The sequence below is a fragment of the Desmospora profundinema genome (genome assembly GCF_031454155.1).
In the GTDB taxonomy this organism is placed as follows: Bacteria; Bacillota; Bacilli; order Thermoactinomycetales; family DSM-45169; genus Desmospora; species Desmospora profundinema.
On record NZ_JAVDQG010000003.1, the window covers coordinates 406,090 to 422,960 of the forward strand.

At 50.4% G+C, this 16,871-nt stretch carries 12 protein-coding genes, 1 tRNA gene, 1 pseudogene and 1 riboswitch; of the genes and pseudogenes, 10 read left to right on the forward strand and 4 right to left on the reverse strand.

What is annotated here, in order from left to right:
• Positions 1 to 8: 8 nt before the first annotated feature.
• The gene (locus tag JOE21_RS08315; protein WP_309864738.1) at positions 9 to 1,130 is read right to left on the reverse strand and encodes a mandelate racemase/muconate lactonizing enzyme family protein; all 1,122 of its coding nucleotides are present in this window, start codon (positions 1,128 to 1,130) and stop codon (positions 9 to 11) included.
• Positions 1,131 to 1,360: 230 nt separating this feature from the next.
• On the opposite strand from JOE21_RS08315, the gene JOE21_RS08320 reads away from it, so the two are divergent.
• Positions 1,361 to 1,528, forward strand: a complete 168-nt coding sequence (locus JOE21_RS08320; RefSeq protein ID WP_309864740.1) for a RuvA C-terminal domain-containing protein — start codon at positions 1,361 to 1,363, stop codon at positions 1,526 to 1,528.
• Between the two features lie 168 nt (positions 1,529 to 1,696).
• On the opposite strand, the gene JOE21_RS08325 is transcribed toward JOE21_RS08320, so the two are convergent.
• Positions 1,697 to 1,849, reverse strand: coding sequence for a hypothetical protein (locus JOE21_RS08325; RefSeq protein ID WP_309864742.1), 153 nt, complete (start codon positions 1,847 to 1,849; stop codon positions 1,697 to 1,699).
• 335 nt (positions 1,850 to 2,184) lie between these two features.
• Here JOE21_RS08325 and nagE point away from each other — a divergent pair, with 335 nt between their 5' ends.
• Positions 2,185 to 3,591 (forward strand): N-acetylglucosamine-specific PTS transporter subunit IIBC, encoded by a 1,407-nt coding sequence (gene nagE, locus JOE21_RS08330; RefSeq protein WP_309864744.1) that lies wholly within the window; start codon positions 2,185 to 2,187, stop codon positions 3,589 to 3,591.
• 159 nt (positions 3,592 to 3,750) lie between these two features.
• Here nagE and JOE21_RS08335 read toward each other — a convergent pair whose 3' ends face one another.
• The gene (locus JOE21_RS08335; protein ID WP_309864745.1) at positions 3,751 to 4,116 is read right to left on the reverse strand and encodes a hypothetical protein; all 366 of its coding nucleotides are present in this window, start codon (positions 4,114 to 4,116) and stop codon (positions 3,751 to 3,753) included.
• Between the two features lie 161 nt (positions 4,117 to 4,277).
• Here JOE21_RS08335 and JOE21_RS08340 point away from each other — a divergent pair, with 161 nt between their 5' ends.
• The 6 genes and pseudogenes from JOE21_RS08340 (at position 4,278) to JOE21_RS08365 (ending at position 9,929) form a co-directional block, all read left to right on the forward strand.
• Positions 4,278 to 4,574 carry an MTH1187 family thiamine-binding protein gene (locus JOE21_RS08340; protein WP_309864746.1) on the forward strand — a complete coding sequence of 99 codons (297 nt, stop codon included), beginning with the start codon at positions 4,278 to 4,280 and terminating at the stop codon, positions 4,572 to 4,574.
• A 264-nt stretch (positions 4,575 to 4,838) separates the two neighbouring features.
• Positions 4,839 to 5,813, forward strand: coding sequence for a glycoside hydrolase family 18 protein (locus JOE21_RS08345; RefSeq protein WP_309864747.1), 975 nt, complete (start codon positions 4,839 to 4,841; stop codon positions 5,811 to 5,813).
• A 530-nt stretch (positions 5,814 to 6,343) separates the two neighbouring features.
• Positions 6,344 to 7,261 (forward strand): HIRAN domain-containing protein, encoded by a 918-nt coding sequence (locus tag JOE21_RS08350; protein ID WP_309864748.1) that lies wholly within the window; start codon positions 6,344 to 6,346, stop codon positions 7,259 to 7,261.
• Positions 7,262 to 7,527: 266 nt separating this feature from the next.
• Positions 7,528 to 7,603 (forward strand) — tRNA-Ala (locus tag JOE21_RS08355).
• Positions 7,604 to 7,771: 168 nt separating this feature from the next.
• Positions 7,772 to 8,932: pseudogene (alr, locus tag JOE21_RS08360) on the forward strand (alanine racemase); the annotation flags it as partial.
• 505 nt (positions 8,933 to 9,437) lie between these two features.
• Complete coding sequence (locus tag JOE21_RS08365) at positions 9,438 to 9,929, forward strand: PTS sugar transporter subunit IIA (protein ID WP_309864749.1); 492 nt, start codon at positions 9,438 to 9,440, stop codon at positions 9,927 to 9,929.
• Between the two features lie 87 nt (positions 9,930 to 10,016).
• Here the strand turns inward: JOE21_RS08365 and pdxK are convergent, their stop codons facing one another.
• Entirely contained in the window at positions 10,017 to 10,844 is an 828-nt protein-coding gene (pdxK, locus tag JOE21_RS08370) for a pyridoxine/pyridoxal/pyridoxamine kinase (protein ID WP_309864750.1), read from the reverse strand.
• Between the two features lie 439 nt (positions 10,845 to 11,283).
• Positions 11,284 to 11,393: riboswitch (SAM riboswitch) on the forward strand.
• A gap of 74 nt (positions 11,394 to 11,467) precedes the next feature.
• On the opposite strand from pdxK, the gene metH reads away from it, so the two are divergent.
• On the forward strand, positions 11,468 to 14,944 hold the full coding sequence (gene metH / locus JOE21_RS08375; RefSeq protein WP_309864752.1) for a methionine synthase: 3,477 nt from the start codon (positions 11,468 to 11,470) through the stop codon (positions 14,942 to 14,944).
• A 19-nt stretch (positions 14,945 to 14,963) separates the two neighbouring features.
• Complete coding sequence (locus JOE21_RS08380; RefSeq protein WP_309864754.1) at positions 14,964 to 16,823, forward strand: bifunctional homocysteine S-methyltransferase/methylenetetrahydrofolate reductase; 1,860 nt, start codon at positions 14,964 to 14,966, stop codon at positions 16,821 to 16,823.
• The last annotated feature ends 48 nt before the right edge of the window (positions 16,824 to 16,871 follow it).

Sequence of the window (16,871 nt, forward strand, 5' to 3'; positions counted from 1 at the left end):
TCGTTTTTTCACGAATAAGCGGATCCATCCCACCGGTATCTCTCCACTTTTTCCAAGTCCCATTCCGCCCCGATCCCCGGGCCCCGGGGAAGTGGGACGGCTCCGGCGACGGGTTGGATCGAGAGCAGGGAGGAAAAGGGGTTTTCCATCGCATCCCACTCAATCGCTTCAATCGATTCGTTTTTCATCTTGCTCCAGGGTGACAGGCACCCCTGCAGCAACAGGGAGTACCAGCGGGAGAGGATTCCGTCATAGGTGTGGGGAGAAGCTTGCAAACCGTGGCAGCGTATCATTTGCAAGGTGTCGCGCATGGCATCCACTCCCCCGACGTGGAGAACATCCGGTTGAAGAATATCGAAGGCTCCTTCCCTGAGTGCGGGTAAAAATCGGCGGGGCTCCTGTAGGTTTTCCCCGCCGGCGATCGGGATGGTGCAGCGGGTGCGCAGCAGCTGATAATCCCGGATTTGATCCAGGGGGAGGGGTTCCTCAAACCACAGCCACTGGTCCCATCTCATGAATATCCGGTTCCAGCGGAGGGCCGTCGCCACATCATAACTTTGGTTGGCATCAACCGCCACCTCCACTTCAGTTCCATCCAAACCCTTGAGCAAGGAGGTCACATGGTGGTGATCCTCTTTCCAGGGGCGGCCGCCCACTTTGATTTTCACCTGCTGAAATCCCTGTGATACCGCCTGTTCCACCATGGTAAGGGATCGTCGGATCCAATCGGGCCGGTCCGTATAGGATTGGAAGGAGGCGTACACGGGAACGGATGGTCTCCTGGCTCCCCCCCACAAATCACAGACGGATACCTGTGCATGATGGGCCAGGATTTCAGTCAAGGCCATGCTGATCCCCGCTGCCGCCTGCGGGTTCCACTTTTTGATGTTCGCGACCAGTTGTGAACGGTTGGTGACGGGTTTACCAACTAGAAAAGGGATGATTCGTCCACGAAACTCCTTTTCCACTGCCGGCAGCCAGCCTGTACACTCTCCCCATCCTTCCAGCCCTGAACGGGTCCGGATCCGGAATAGGAACACGGTCCGGTACTTTTTATATCCGTTGGCGTCCCCATAAGGTTCTTGCAATCGGTGAAACAGAGGAAACGTATCCACTTCTGCAATGATCATCTCATCTTCTCCCCGGCCATTGACGTCATTTTTTACTATCCCTTCGGGAGGTTTTCTTTATGATCCATAAAAACAGAAGAAGATCGGATCGTCTATTTTGCCGGTCCTCGAATAAATCGAAAGTCTTTGTTTCACTCTACAATAGAAATAGTCGCGGAAGGCACTCATGGTCATGACTGGGCATTCATTCGTTCGATCTGAAAAATCCCTCCAGAAGGAAGTGAGCACGAATGAACCATAATCATATAATCGGCTATGCCACATTGGCGTTGAAAAATTTGGGGTATTCCAGGGATGAGATATGGAAGGTGGTCCACGAGATGCACGGTTTGTTTGATTTTCAATCGGAAGAAGATGCAGCAAAACAAGCAGAAACCTTTTTGAAGGATGATAACTGAACGTGGATGAGGCGATTTCTGACTGTGGATGGCCGGGAATGAGGAGTGGGATAGGATTTCACGGGGCAACATCCAAGTCCCTGTTAATATAAAAAGAAGGAATCCTCCTTTGTAATCAAGGTTGGGATTCCTTTTCTTTATGATTGTCGGGGTACTGCATCGGACACTTCATTTTTTATCCCAAACGACGATAAACAGGGTGGCAATCGGTCCCATAAACAACGAGAGCAAAAACCAGTTTCGCCCACTCCGGTTTTTCCCTTGGGCAAGGCCGGCGTTGATCAGGGCAAGCGTTCCCCAACCGACATAAAAGTGATCCATTTGATGTGAGGCTCCTTCTTACAGTGATAGGGTACTCTATCATTACGTGTGAAGGAGAAATCGGTTCCCTGAATACCGTGTTTTTATTTTGTTTGTTAAGAGGGTAGTGCCGAATAAGAATTTTACTTATATTTATATAAATAGTATTAAATAGAATCAGATGAGCAGGAAAGATGAGACGCTGATGTGGTTCCTTTTTTGTATGGACACTATTTGGACTAGTTGTATAGACGACTATACTTTTAAGTGCTAGTATGTAGGAAATCATGCTGTATGAACATATGGCCAGAAAAAGTAAGTAACGACTCATCTTTTAAGACAAAGGAGTGAGACAAATGCTTCATTTCTTTCAGAGAATTGGCAAGTCTCTGATGTTGCCAATCGCGGTGTTACCTGTGGCGGCTCTGCTGTTGCGTCTGGGACAGGATGATCTGTTGGGAATTGCTTTTATCGCCAGTGCTGGAGATGGCATTTTTAAAAACCTGCCCTTGATCTTTGCAATCGGCTTGGCCATCGGTTTCTCCAGGGACGGGAGCGGAACAGCCGCTCTCGCCGGCGTCGTCGGCTACCTGGTGTTGAGCCATTCGACGGCGGCGATTGACGAGGGAATCAATATGGGGGTGTTAGGAGGGATTGTGACCGGGATTATCGCCGGTACGCTCTATAATCGCTTTCATACCATTCAGTTGCCTGACTGGCTTGCTTTTTTCGGAGGAAGACGGTTTGTCCCAATCGTGACCGCCACTGTCATGGTGATCCTGGGCGGCATCTTTGGCTTGGTTTGGCCGCCGATTCAGGATGCGATCAACGCTCTGGGTGAATGGATCATCAATGCTGGTGCTTTGGGGGTAGGGGTATACGGATTCTTAAACCGTCTGCTCATCCCCGTAGGTTTACATCACGTCATAAACAGCCTCGTTTGGTTTGTTTTCGGCAGCTTTAACGGTGCAGAAGGGGATTTGAACCGATTTTTCGCCGGTGATCCTTCTGCCGGCATATTCATGGCCGGGTTTTTTCCCATCATGATGTTCGGGTTGCCCGGCGCCGCTCTCGCCATGATATTAGCAGCGCGAAAGGAACGGAGAAAAGCGGTGGCCGGACTCCTGTTCAGTTTTGCCTTTACTTCGTTCCTGACGGGGATTACGGAACCGATTGAGTTTGCTTTTATGTTCCTCTCGCCGCTCCTGTATGGAATCCACGCGCTGCTGACCGCCAGTTCCTTCGTGGTAACCTATCTGTTGGATATTCACCACGGGTTCGGTTTTTCAGCGGGTGCCATCGACTTTTTCCTCAATCTAGGTTTATCTCAAAGGCCATGGCTGCTTTTGGGGATCGGCTTGGTCTACGGTGTCGTTTATTTTCTCGTCTTCTATGGATTGATCCGGGCCTTGGATTTAAAGACACCCGGACGGGATGACGAAGAGGCGGATGTTCCCGTCTCCGAACCGAGCGACCAAGCAGAAGATCGGCGTGCTGTTCTTTTCCTGGAAGATTTGGGGGGGCGGGAAAACGTTGTTTCCGTGGACCATTGTGCCACCCGCCTCCGTTTACACCTCCAACATTTATCCGAGGTGGATGAAGCGGCTTTAAAAAAGCACGGGGCAAGGGGTGTGATCCGTACCGGTGCCTCCCATCTGCAGGTGGTTGTAGGAACGGATGTGGAGTTTGTGGCAGACGCGATGAGGGAACATCTGGCGATCAAGGAAGGCGAACCGGGAAAGGGAGAAGAAGAGAGAAATTAACGTTTCCGTATTCTTATAACCCATTTAAGCCGGATTGTTCGTGATTGTCCCAATTCCTAATGGAATGGTGTTGTTCAATCAATCAAAAACCCGCTCCCCATCAGAGGTTGCGGGCTCTTTTTTGTGATGATTCGATGGAAGTGTTCCTCCGGGTTTCCCTTATTGAATGGGCCGGTTCGGTTGGGATTGAAACGGTTGCTGCGGTGTCCCTTGGTGAATAACCGATTGGGCCGATACAGGATTGTAACCCGTTTGAGCGTGTCGTTGAACCCATTCCGTGGTGCCTCCAAGCGGTGCCCCCATCTGTTGGGTCGGGGATTGGAAAGGCTGTTGCTGAACACCCGTTTGAAATGGTTGTGTTTGTTGTTGATATGTTTGAGATACACGGTTCACTTCCTGACTGATTTGGGAGCACATTTGAGACATTTGATGAAGTTTCTGCACGTTGGCTTGTTCCAATTGTGCCAGTTGTTCAGACATGGAACGAAGTTGTTGCAGTTGATTTTGAATGTGTTGGTGCATCATTTATTTCCTCCTTTTTTTGTATTCACTTACTACTTTTGCGGTATTCATCCAACGATATTCGTGGGAAAAATATCCGATTAAAAGGATCGTTCGTTTTTGTATCCGCCATTTTGGGTACAACTACACAAAGGAAATTTATTCCCGAAATCGAGGTGAATCCCATGCCCCTGATGGAAATCAGTATCGTTCCAGTAGGTGGGCACACGCCCAGTTTCAGCGAGACAGTAAAAGAGGCTTGTCGTGTTGTCGAAGAGAAAGGACTTTCTTTTCAGATCACCCCGACGGCCACTGTTGTCGAAGGAGATCTTGACAGCCTGATGTCGGCGGCCTCCGATATCCATCGTGCGTCCCTGCAAAACGGAATTCAAAGGGTGGTAACCCAGATTACGATTGATGACCGGCAGGACGAGCCAATGGACCTGGAATCCCAGGTGTCTAAGGTGAACGGTGGGCGGTAATCCACTTGCCATCGATTGACTGGTGACTGATGTTGGTGAGGCTTAAGTAGATAGGATGCAGAAAAAACCTTTGGGACACCAAAGGTTTTTTGCTTGACGGCTTTGGATTGAGGAATTCCAGCGAATTTTTGTTGCTCTTTATCTATTTATAAAATTATTTTAAAAATGATTAGAATCGCAACCAATTATCCATATATTTCGTTATACTTTGTGAAAGTATATGGTTCCAATCGGCTTTTTTTATTTTTAAAAGGAGGAATGATGTTGAAAAAAATTTCTTTATTAGTCTGTTTGTTGTTGGTGTTGGTTGCTGTACCGGTTCAGGCCGATCCTCTGGATAGGGGAGAGACGGTAGGTTCCCAATATGATGGAGAAAACCTGTTCGTAGGTTATTATGAATCATGGTCCGAGCCGGTGGTGAGCGATCCGGAGGAAGCACCTTTGGCCAATTTACCTTCCAGTCACAATGTTGTCATGCTTGCGTTTGTCAAGCCGGATATCCAATACCGCGGGAATCACGATCTTGGGGGAACCGGGTTGCAGTTCTCTTATGATGGAAAAACCCTGGCGGAAGCGATCCAATTGTTGAAGCAACGAAACCCTGAAACAAAAGTCATCGCATCCGTGGGTGGATTAAATTACACCAATTGGGAAAATATTAATTATTCGGATATGAAGCGTTTTGTGGATGATTTTGACCTGGACGGGATCGACTTAGATTATGAACCGTCGACAGGTTTTGAATGTACGCAAACGAACGGCACGGTTTCCTGCCGGTCGGATCAAGAGTATATTTCCTTGATTGACCGTGTCCGGGATACGTTTCCGCAGGAACAATATCTATTAGCTGTAACCCCGTGGGGAGTGGGAGCTTTTGGGGAAGGGGAATGGGTGGATGACTTTACATTTGAATCCTCCGGGTCTCTGATTAATCCGATGAAACAGAGGGGAGATAAAATCGATCTAATCAATCCCATGGGTTACAACAGCGGGAAGGATTTCGACCCGAAGCGGGCGGCTGATGCTTTCAAACATTATTACAAGGGCCCGGTGGCCATGGGTGCCATGGTTCCTCCCGAAGATTGGGGCGGACATGAGTGGACACCGCAAAAAACCCGGGAAGTAGCTCAATACATGTCGGACAATCGCTATGGGGGCATGATGCTATGGAGTCTCCAGCGGGACCGGAACAAAGCGTTGACCAATGCCATCGTCGAAGGATTGGGCTTGGATCGGTAACCGGGTCCCGGTGATGCGGTTCGTGCAACAATCGATGAAAAAAGCCGGTACGTTCAAATAGGGGGTGAACGTACCGGCTTTTTGGAATGGGTTATTCATGGGTAGGGGATTCTGGAGTTCACCAGTTTCCCAATCATCCGAATCGAGTTGTCGTCATAAGTCAGATCAGGTGTTTGGGCCGGGATGGGATGATTCCACAACCGGTCGGGCTTGGCTAACGGGAATAAGGAGTGGTTTAGCTACATCTATTGTGGTCTTGCTTTCTGTGAACAATTGTTCCTCATATTAGTCTTAAAAATAAAAATAGAATGAAAGCGAGAATTCTCCCATTTTCCTTATGTCGTGGACATCAACAGTCAATCTCAAGTATATTCCCTTCGGCAGTCTCTGCACTCGCTCTTTCATAGTACACCGTTTAGCTGTATAATAATTAAGATAATCCAGACTTACTCAGGGGACATAGCAATGAGAGAAAGATGGCTTCAAGAGAACAGCGAAAATATAACACTCCCTTAAAAGGAGGTATTAATATGTTCAAGTTTATCAAAGAAACATTATTCAGTACAAAAACTCAAACTGAAAAGCATTCATCTCTAGAAGTGGATACAACCAAAACAGATATTCAAGCTTCAACTAGTTCCCCTTCTGAATCCATCCCATTTAGCTCTCCAATAATTTCAGAGCCTACTAAAAGAGGTTTTGATAATGTTTTCAGACTGGAAAAAGATGATGAAAATGTACTAAGGATTAACCAACATCAACCAAAGGGGTGCCCGAGAAAAGTTGCTGAGTTTCTTCCCATTGTGGGAATGACAAAAGAAAATAGAGATGTAGGTGCTAAGAAGTTTATCTTAGGGGAAAATCGTAAGCTTGAGCTAAGAAAACAACCAGATAATCCATATGATAAGAATGCAATTCGAGTTTATGGACATTGTACATACAAAGATGAAAAGCTCACAATAATGCTTGGTTATGTACCAAGAGAAGAAGCTAAAAAGCTAGTAAAGTTTGACGAACTAAAAGCTACAGTCAAAGTGATGTATTATCCAACTCAGAGTAAGAACATTGGTATCAGAATGGATGTTTGGACAAAAAGAAATAAGACCAAAGCGACTCAAGAAAAGCCATACAAGAATATTGAAATACCTATTGACCAAGTAGACAGGAACCTCCTTGGAAAAGAACTTGAAAAAGATGGTTTTATTGATAATGCTATTGAGCTTTATGAGCTGAATATCAAAGAAGGATTTGAAGGTAACGGACCATATGATCGATTAGCGATAATTTATCGTAAGAGGGAGGAGTATGAGGAAGAGATAAGGGTACTAAAAAAGGGTATTGAAATTTTTAGTAAAATAGAAAAAACATCACCTAGAAGTGATGTCTCACCAAAACTAGATAAATTCAAAGAGCGCTTGAACAAGGCTGAGAAATTTTTAAATAAGTAAAGGTGGCTTCATGAGGGTGAACTCATAAAAATAATTGGCTTTTTTTTGCTTGAGATAAACTCTCAGACGTAAATTTTCTTTGTTGAGGTGGGTAGTACTCCGTTTCGTTGCAAAATATGAGCTTAGTATGAGCATGGTCCTTTCCTAGATGACTTGTAGTTTGTTGGCTTTGTGAGCTTGACAACTACTTAGTGAGAACTGTACGGTCAAATTCTTAGGATACACTTGTACAGTGTTCAAATGAAGGTTAAGCTTTGATATTCCATGGGGCCATAGCTCAGCTGGGAGAGCGCTACACTGGCAGTGTAGAGGTCAGGGGTTCAAATTCCCTTGGCTCCACCAACCGAACCCTTGAAGAACCAAGGGTTTTTTTGTTGGTGATTTTTAGGCAAACCGTTTTCATGGAGAGCTTCTTTGGCATGCCCTGAGTAGGGGTGGAGTATAAATGGATGAAAACACCAGCCTGAAGGATGTTGGTTCACGAGAAAGGCAGGAGCGTGGATGAAATGGGTGAATAAGTTTTGCCGAGAAACCTGGATCGAGGTAAATCTGAATGCACTTGAGAAAAACCTGCGAGCGATTCGACGTCATATTCCTAAAAAAACGAAAATAATGGCTGTCGTAAAAGCAAACGCCTATGGTCATGGGTCCGTCGGAGTGGCACGCCATGCGCTGAAAGCAGGGGCGAGTGCCCTGGCTGTCGCCATACTGGAGGAAGCGATCGTTTTACGAAAGGCGGGAATCACAGCGCCGATCCTTGTCCTTGGATTTACCCCCCTCAAATGTGTGAAAGAAGCAGCTGTTTGGAATGTGCAATTATCCGCATTTCAGGTTGAGTGGGTCAAAGAAGCCCAAAAGATATTGGAGAAAGCAGGATCGTCCAAGCTTCTGGGCATTCATATTAATGTGGACACCGGTATGGGGCGTTTAGGGGTTCGGTTGCAAGATGAACTTTTAGCGATCGTTGAAGCGCTGACAACCAGCAGGTCCCTGATATGGAAAGGGATATTTACGCATTTTTCAACAGCGGATGAACCCGACACCGCTTTGACCCGATTGCAGCACAACCTGTTTATCCGTTTGCTTCGCTTTTTGGAGCAAGAAGGCTTTCAACTTCCTACCGTGCATATGAGCAACACGGCTGCTGCCATTGCGTTTCCTGAATTTAGTGCCGATATGGTTCGGATCGGGATCGGCATATATGGGTTATATCCTTCCGAACATATCAAACAGCTTGATCTTGTTACCCTTATACCCGTATTAAGTTTGAAGGCGCGTTTGTCTTACGTAAAAGTGATGCTGACAGAACCCCTGACCATTAGTTATGGGGCTACGTACATCGCCAATCTGGGGGAAGTCATTGCTACCGTGCCGATCGGTTATGCTGACGGTTATTCGCGTGCACTTTCCAACCGAGGTTTTGTCCTTCATCGCGGACGACGCGTACCGATCGCGGGAAGAGTGACCATGGACCAACTGATGGTCAGCTTGGGGGAGCGTAAAGGAAAACAAGGAGATGAAGTCGTCATTTACGGCCGTCAAAATAAAGCGGAGATTACCGTTGATGAAGTTGCCGAAATGCTCGATACGATTAACTATGAAGTTGTCGCTACCCTTAGTCATCGTATCCCTCGTTTATTTATAAAAGACGGAAGAGTAGTAGAAGTTTCCCACTATATGGGGCCGGTAAAGAAGATACGAAAAATATCGAAAAAGAAAAGGCGGAAAAATAAAAGGAAGAAAAATAGAAATGCAGGAATGACAAAAAGGATAGAAGTTGAAGAATAAAAAGCCGCTGAGCCCTCTTGAAGTCACTTTACGAAGTCCCGTTCTACTTATCTTGTTAAGGTTCTTCTTCCCAAAGATGGTCTTTCATTGTCCGGCTTTGTGGTACACTGGTGGCGATGGTAACGGATGGAGGCACGAAGAGGTGAAGATCAAGCGAATTTTGAATGATAATGCCGTCGTGAAAAGACGGACGGGAAGAAGGTTGTCCGATCCTTGACATCCCATACGGACCCGACTACAATGGGAACGAAATTGGCTTTATATCTGGGATTGTGACTGGATTGGCAGGCAAGACCCGGTAAACCCGCAGTCGAAAGACGCGTGTAACCGGGTCTTTTTATGTAACCATTGGTCAAGTCTGAAGAGGAAACGGCAAGGGGGAATGGGAATGTTTAAAAAATGGTTGAAGCGAGGTCCCAGGGAAGTGGTGGCAGTAGCCCCTGTGCAAGGGCGGGTGGTCGCTTTGGAAGAAGTACCGGATCCAGTCTTTGCTGAAAAAATGATGGGAGATGGAGTAGCCGTCGAACCGCAGGAGGGAATCTTGTGCGCTCCGGTGGACGGGGAGGTGGTGCAGTTGTTTCCCACTCACCATGCGATCGGTATCCGATCGGCGGAAGGGTTGGAATGGCTGCTTCATATCGGATTGGAAACCGTTTCTATGGAAGGTGAAGGCTTTTCCGCCCGTGTGAAAGTGGGGGACCAGGTGAAAGCCGGCGACCGGTTGATTGAATTCTCCCTCGATCGGGTGAAGGAGAAGGCGAAAAGCACGATCACCCCCATCATCATTACCAATATGGATAAAGTAAACAAACTGGAAACACACATAAAGGATGAAGTGCAAACCGGCGATATCATTCTGACCTGTACGATATCATTCTGACCTGTACGATTTCGTCCTGAGCGCGACCATCTGCAAGATCAAAAAACGACTGCCCCATCAGCGGGTAGTCGTTTTTTGATCCGGTATTCAGGATTGAGCCGGTTCCGGAGAAAATAAGCGATGGGCACCATGGTGAACTGGGCCGACGTGGTCATTCAGAGGGAAACCGTATTGGATGGCTGCGGTGATGAACACCTTGGCACGACGAACGGCCTCTTCCACTGCCCATCCCTTGGCTAGTTCGGCAGTGATGGCGGCGGAGTAGGTACATCCGGCGCCATGGGTGTGGGTCGTATCGAATCGCCGGGATTCCAGAAGTTCAAATCGTTTGCCGTCATACAGGATATCGCTGGCTGTCTCTTCCCCCAGTTTACCTCCGCCTTTGACAAGGACGGCGTCTGGGCCCAATTGGAAAATGACAACCGCTGCTTCTTTCATTTCCTCCAGGGTGGAGAGTGAACCCAATCCGCTTAGCACACCGGCTTCAAACAGATTGGGGGTAACGATAGTGGCAGTGGGGACCAGTAATGTCTTCAAGCTGTCCGCTGTTTCCGGGTGTATCCACTTATCGGTTCCTTTGCAGATCATCACCGGGTCGACAACGAATGGCCCCGTATCGTGTCGATCAATCCACCAGGCCACCCGTTCAATCAGGTCGACAGAGCCCAGCATGCCGGTTTTGGCGGCATCTACTCCGATTCCCTCCAACACGCTTTTTAGTTGTGCTTCCACAGCTTCCGGATTTATGGGATGACTGTCATGGGCCCAGCCGTTGTCCGGATCCATGGTGACGAGGGTGGTAAGAACGGTCATGCCATATACGCTTCGTTCCTGGAATGTCTTCAAGTCGGCTTGAATTCCGGCACCGCCGCTGGTGTCTGAACCGGCGATGGTTAATGCTTTGCGGATCGACATGGACGTTCCTCCTCTTCCGTTGCACACGACTGTTCGGAATGGCGGAATATCCCAGTCGCGGCACAGTTGCAATGGTTTTGATCACATTCTAAGTAGCACGTACTATAACAGTCAATAACGGACTGTAACGCAAGGAGAGGGTAGGGAAGAGGTCATCAAAGACAGTTCTGACGGAACCCGTGTTTTAAAGGAGGCTGGATCCAGTCCGAAATGAGTGTCAGGAATAAGAGCGAAATCGATAATCTCTTCACAAAACACCCTCCTCCATTCAGAATTTGGCAATCAGAGCCAGCGACAAAAGTATATTCCCCTGCCGGAATGTCCAAAAATGCAGTTTTTCATGGGAAAATCCGGTGCTCTCATTGACAAAATAGGCCGATTCCTCTATAGTGATAAAAAATTACGCAATCGAAAATACGGTTTGACAATCGATATGAATCTCTTATCGAGAGTGGCGGAGGGACTGGCCCGATGAAGCCCGGCAACCTGCCGACTGATAGCGTCGGTGTGGTGCCAATTCCTGCAGAGACCTTCTCTGGCAGATGAGAGACCTGGACGCACTCGCCCAACCTTTCATCTTGGAGAAGATGAAAGGTTTTTTATTTTGCCAAGGGGATGATGTTATGCACACCACGAAAGAACGCCCGTCGATTCAGCAGCGGCTTGAAGAAAAAATCCTGATCCTGGACGGGGCGATGGGTACTCGCTTACAAGATGCCAATCTCGGGCCGGAGGATTTCGGCGGAGAGGCTTATGAAGGATGCAACGAGATCCTCAATCTGACCCGACCGGACCTGATTCGCCGCATTCATGAAGAATACCTGGAAGCCGGTGCCGACATGGTTGAAACCAATACCTTTGGCGCGACCCGAATCGTGTTGGCTGAATACGGATTAGAGGAGCAGGCTTACGAAATCAATGTGGCTGCCGCCCGTTGCGCGATCGAAGCGGTGCAGCGATTCGGAGAGGAAGGAGGCCCCCGCTATGTGGCAGGAGCCTTGGGTCCGACCACCAAAACACTCTCCGTCACCGGGGGTACTACGTTTGAGGAGTTGATCGACTCCTATGAGGAGCAAGCACGGGGTCTGATCGACGGCGGAGTGGATTCCCTGCTCCTGGAAACCTCTCAGGATACCCTGAATGTGAAAGCGGCGGGGATCGGGATCGAGAAGGCGTTTGAAAAAACGGGCCGACGGCTTCCCCTGTTGATTTCCGGCACGATTGAACCGATGGGGACGATGTTGGCAGGCCAAAATGTAGAAGCTTTTTATCTGTCGATCCAACATTTGAAGCCGATCTCAGTGGGACTCAACTGCGCTACTGGACCGGAGTTCATGCGGGATCACCTGCGTACCTTGTCCGGAATGGCTCACTGCGGTGTCAGCTGTTACCCCAACGCCGGCCTCCCCGATGAAGACGGCCACTATCACGAAACTCCGCAGGGGTTGGCTCGGAAACTGGCCGACTTCGCCGATCAGGGCTGGCTCAATATGGCGGGGGGGTGCTGCGGCACAACTCCGGAGCATATCCGGTCCCTGGCCGAAGCGTTAAAGGGTAAGAAGCCTCGGATGCCGCGGCGGGAACCGTTGACGGCCGTTTCAGGAATTGAACCCTTGTTTCTGGAAGCAGACAACCGTCCCGTCCTGGTGGGGGAACGCACCAATGTCATTGGCTCCCGCAAATTCCGCGACTTGATCCAGGACGGTCAATATGAGGAAGCGTCGGAAATCGCCCGGAGACAGGTGAAGCGGGGGGCCCAGATTATCGATGTCTGCCTGGCCGATCCCGACCGGGACGAAGAGGTGGATATGGAGCGGTTCCTCTCCTTCGTCGTCAATAAGGTGAAAATTCCGTTGATGATCGATTCTACCGATCCGCATGTGATCGAGACGGCCTTGAAATATTCCCAGGGAAAAGCAGTGATCAACTCCATCAACTTGGAAGACGGAGAAGAGCGCTTTGCCGAAGTGATTCCCCTGGTTCACCGCTATGGTGCGGCGGTGGTGGTTGGCACCATCGATGAAGAGGGGATGGCCGTCACAGCCGATAAAAAACTGGCCGTGGCCCGCCGGTCCTTTGATCTGCTGGTCAACCGTTACGGCATTCCGGCGGAGGATATTATCTTTGATCCGCTGGTCTTCCCGGTGGGCACCGGGGATCAGGCTTACATCGGATCCGCAAAGGAGACGGTCGAAGGGATCCGGCGTATCAAGGAGGCGCTGCCCGCTTGCCAGATCGTTTTGGGCGTCTCCAATGTTTCATTCGGCCTTCCGCTGGCGGGACGGGAAGTGCTGAATGCCGTTTATCTGTATCACTGTACCCGGGCTGGACTGGATTACGCCATCGTCAATACGGAAAAGTTGGAACGGTATGCGTCCATCCCGGAGGAAGAGCGGCGCTTGGCCGAGACTTTTCTGTTTGAAACCGATACGGACAACTATGATGAGGTTTTGCAGGAGTTTACCCGTTTTTACCGCGGGAAAAAGAGCGCGGTCGCCGAACCGGTCTCCAATCTTCCGCTGGAGGAGCGGCTGACTCGATATGTGGTGGAAGGAAGCAAGGATGGTTTGCTTCCTGATCTGGATGAAGCATTGCAGAAATATGACGATCCCCTGGATATCATCAATGGCCCCCTGATGACGGGGATGGACGAAGTGGGCCGACTGTTTAATGACAACCAGCTGATTGTGGCGGAAGTGTTGCAAAGCGCGGAAGTGATGAAGGCATCGGTCGCCCATCTGGAGCCTTATATGGAGAAAGCGCAATCGGAGACCAAAGGAAAAGTGCTCCTGGCAACGGTAAAAGGGGATGTTCACGATATCGGAAAAAATCTGGTGGAAATTATTCTGTCCAATAACGGGTACGAAGTGATCAACTTGGGCATTAAGGTGCCGCCGGAGCAGTTGATTGATGCTTGTCGCCGGGAGAGACCCGATGTGGTGGGCTTGTCCGGTCTGTTGGTGAAATCGGCCCAGCAGATGGTCTTAACCGCCCAAGATATGAAGGAAGCCGACATCGATACACCGATTCTGGTTGGCGGGGCGGCCCTGACACGCAAATTTACGGACAACCGGATCGCTCCCCAATACGACGGCCCGGTTTTATACGCCAAAGACGCCATGAACGGACTGGATCTAACCAACCGGCTGCGGAATGAAGAGAAGCGCGCCCTGCTAGTAGAAGAACTGAGGAAAAACCGGGAGGCGGCTCTGCGGAAGGCGGAGGCGGCGGCTGCCAAAGAGGCCGCCCCGGCACCGCAAGTGGTGCCCCGTTCCTCGGTGAGCCGGGATGCACCAGTGTATCAGCCTCCGGATTACCGACCGCACGTATTGAAGCAGTATCCGGTCAGCCATCTGCTCCCTTACGTCAACCAGCAGATGTTGTTGGGCAAACACCTGGGTGTAAAAGGGAACGTCGTATCCCTGCTGGAACAAGGGGATGAGAAAACGGTAGAGCTAAAGGGGGAAATGGATCGGATGGTGGAAGAACTGGTCCGGGAGGAGCGCATCCGCGCTGATGGCCTCTATCGGTTTTTCCCCGCCCAATCCGAGGGGAACACCATCCATGTTTATGATCCCGACCATCCCGGTGAAAAGGTGTTGGAGAGCTTTACCTTTCCCCGTCAGAGCAAACCGCCTCATCTCTGTCTGGCCGATTTCCTGCGCCCGGTGGAATCCGGTGTAATGGATACCGTCGGCTTTCTTACGGTGACGGCGGGAGCAGGCGTGCGGGAACTGTCGGAAGCCTGGAAAGAGAGTGGGGACTACCTGCGATCCCATATGGTCCAAGCGTTTGCGCTGGAGCTGGCGGAAGCCTTCGCCGAGCGGATCCACCATGTCATGCGCGACGTATGGGGCTTTCCCGATCCGGCGGAAATGACGATGCGGGAACGTTTCTCCGCCCGTTATCAAGGGGTGCGGGTCTCCTTTGGTTATCCCGCCTGCCCTGATTTAGAAGACCAGGCGAAGCTGTTCCGTCTGTTGCAGCCGCAAGAGACGATCGGGGTGCGGCTTACCGAGGGATTTATGATGGAACCGGAAGCTTCGGTGTCGGCCATGGTTTTCTCTCATCCCGAAGGCCGATACTTCAATGCGGATTAAGAGAAAGGAGGGGAGAGGCGTGACCAATCGACCGGATTTAAAAGAGGCTTTGTCCCGACGGCTGTTGATAGGGGATGGAGCCATGTCCACTTACTTGTATCAACACGGCATTCCAGTAGGGGTATGCCCGGAGGAACTGACGCTGACCCATCCGGACTGGGTGACGGATGTCCATCGCCGCTACCGGGAAGCGGGTGCGTCTTTAATCCAAACCAACACGTATGGAGCGAACCGGGAGCGGCTTTCCCGCTACGGAATCGAGAGCAAGACCACCCGTATCAATCGGGAAGCCGCCGCGTTGGCACGGGAAGGAGCAGGGGACGGAGCGTATGTGTTGGGTACCATCGGATCAATTCTGGCGGGACGGGTACTCCACTATTCCGAAACGGATTACCGCGATATGTATGAGGAGCAGGCGACCGCCCTCCTGTACGCAGGAGTGGACGGAATCATCCTGGAAACCTTCATCGACCTAAAAGAGCTGGTATTGGCGCTGGAAACGATCCGTCCGTTAACCAAGGTGCCTCTGCTGTGCAATCTCGCCCTGGTGGAGGTGGGACGTACCCGGGACGGGCATCTGTTGTCCGAAGCCTTCCAGGTGTTGAAAGAAAAAGGGGCCGACGGGGTGGGTCTCAATTGTCGCCTCGGTCCGCTGGAGATTGAACGGGCGCTAAAACAAACCCGTGTTCCGGAAGGGGTGGCGTTGGCGGCATACCCCAATGCCGGGCGTCTGGGCTTATTCAATGGAGAGTACCGGTATAAATCGACGCCGGAGTATTTCGCCGAACGGGCCCTCTCTTTACGGGAGCAGGGTGTGACGGTTATCGGCGGCTGCTGCGGCACCACACCGGAGCACATCGGGGCGATTGCAACCGCTGTGGAAGGATTGGATCCGCTTCCCCGGATCAATCCGGATCGACCGGAAGGGGGAGAACCGCAGGAGGACATTCGTATCCAGCCCCGAACTCGGCCCAGTGTAGTGGATCAGGTGAAACGGGAAACGACGGTTATTATTGAGTTTGATTCTCCCAAAGATTTGGATATCAGCGAATACCTGCGCGGAGCGGAGGAGCTGAATCGGGCTGGCGCTGATGCGGTGACGCTGGCAGACAATTCCATGGCCACCACCCGTATGAGCAACATGGCCTTGGGAGCCATCATGAAAGAACGGACCGGGGCGGAACCGTTGGTTCACATTACCTGCCGCGACCGTAATCTGATCGGTCAGCAGTCCCATCTCATGGGCCTGCACGCCCTGGGGATCGATCAAATATTGGTGATTACGGGGGACCCCACCCGGATCGGAGATCTACCGGGGTCCAGCTCGATCTATGACGTTACCTCCTTTGATTTAATCCGGATGGTGAAGCAACTGAACGAGGGGATCTCTTTTTCCGGAAAACCGCTGAAACAGAAGGCCCGCTTTGTCGTGGGGGCCGCTTTTAATCCCAATGTCGCCAAGATTGAGGCGGCGGTGCGCCGCCTGGAGAAGAAAGTGGAAGCAGGCGCCGATTTCATCATGACCCAGCCCGTTTACGATACGGAATCCTTGCAGCGGGTGGCTGAAGCAACCCGCCATATCCCGATTCCCATCTTTATCGGCATCATGCCGCTCACCGGCCATCGCAACGCTCTGTTTCTCCATCATGAACTTCCAGGTGTCAAAATACCCGATTCCGTCATGCAGCGGATGGAAGGGAAAAAAGGGGAAGAGGGACGGCACGAAGGAGTGGCGATTGCCAGGGAGCTTTTGGATGAAGCGGTAGAGCTGTTCAAGGGGATTTATCTGATCACTCCGTTTCATTACTGGGAGATGACCGCCGAGTTGACACGATATATCCGACAGCGTACGCAAACCGGGATCGCTGCCGGATCGTGACACCATCATCGCATTTCTTTTAGACCGCCTATGAAAGGCGGTCTTTTT

Coding starts and splice junctions, on each gene's coding strand:
- JOE21_RS08315 (WP_309864738.1), bottom strand. CDS start 1,130: ATGATCATTGCAGAAGTGGATACGTTTCCTCTGTTTCACCGATTGCAA.
- JOE21_RS08320 (WP_309864740.1), top strand. CDS start 1,361: ATGAACCATAATCATATAATCGGCTATGCCACATTGGCGTTGAAAAAT.
- JOE21_RS08325 (WP_309864742.1), bottom strand. CDS start 1,849: ATGGATCACTTTTATGTCGGTTGGGGAACGCTTGCCCTGATCAACGCC.
- nagE (WP_309864744.1), top strand. CDS start 2,185: ATGCTTCATTTCTTTCAGAGAATTGGCAAGTCTCTGATGTTGCCAATC.
- JOE21_RS08335 (WP_309864745.1), bottom strand. CDS start 4,116: ATGATGCACCAACACATTCAAAATCAACTGCAACAACTTCGTTCCATG.
- JOE21_RS08340 (WP_309864746.1), top strand. CDS start 4,278: ATGCCCCTGATGGAAATCAGTATCGTTCCAGTAGGTGGGCACACGCCC.
- JOE21_RS08350 (WP_309864748.1), top strand. CDS start 6,344: ATGTTCAAGTTTATCAAAGAAACATTATTCAGTACAAAAACTCAAACT.
- JOE21_RS08365 (WP_309864749.1), top strand. CDS start 9,438: ATGTTTAAAAAATGGTTGAAGCGAGGTCCCAGGGAAGTGGTGGCAGTA.
- pdxK (WP_309864750.1), bottom strand. CDS start 10,844: ATGTCGATCCGCAAAGCATTAACCATCGCCGGTTCAGACACCAGCGGC.
- metH (WP_309864752.1), top strand. CDS start 11,468: ATGCACACCACGAAAGAACGCCCGTCGATTCAGCAGCGGCTTGAAGAA.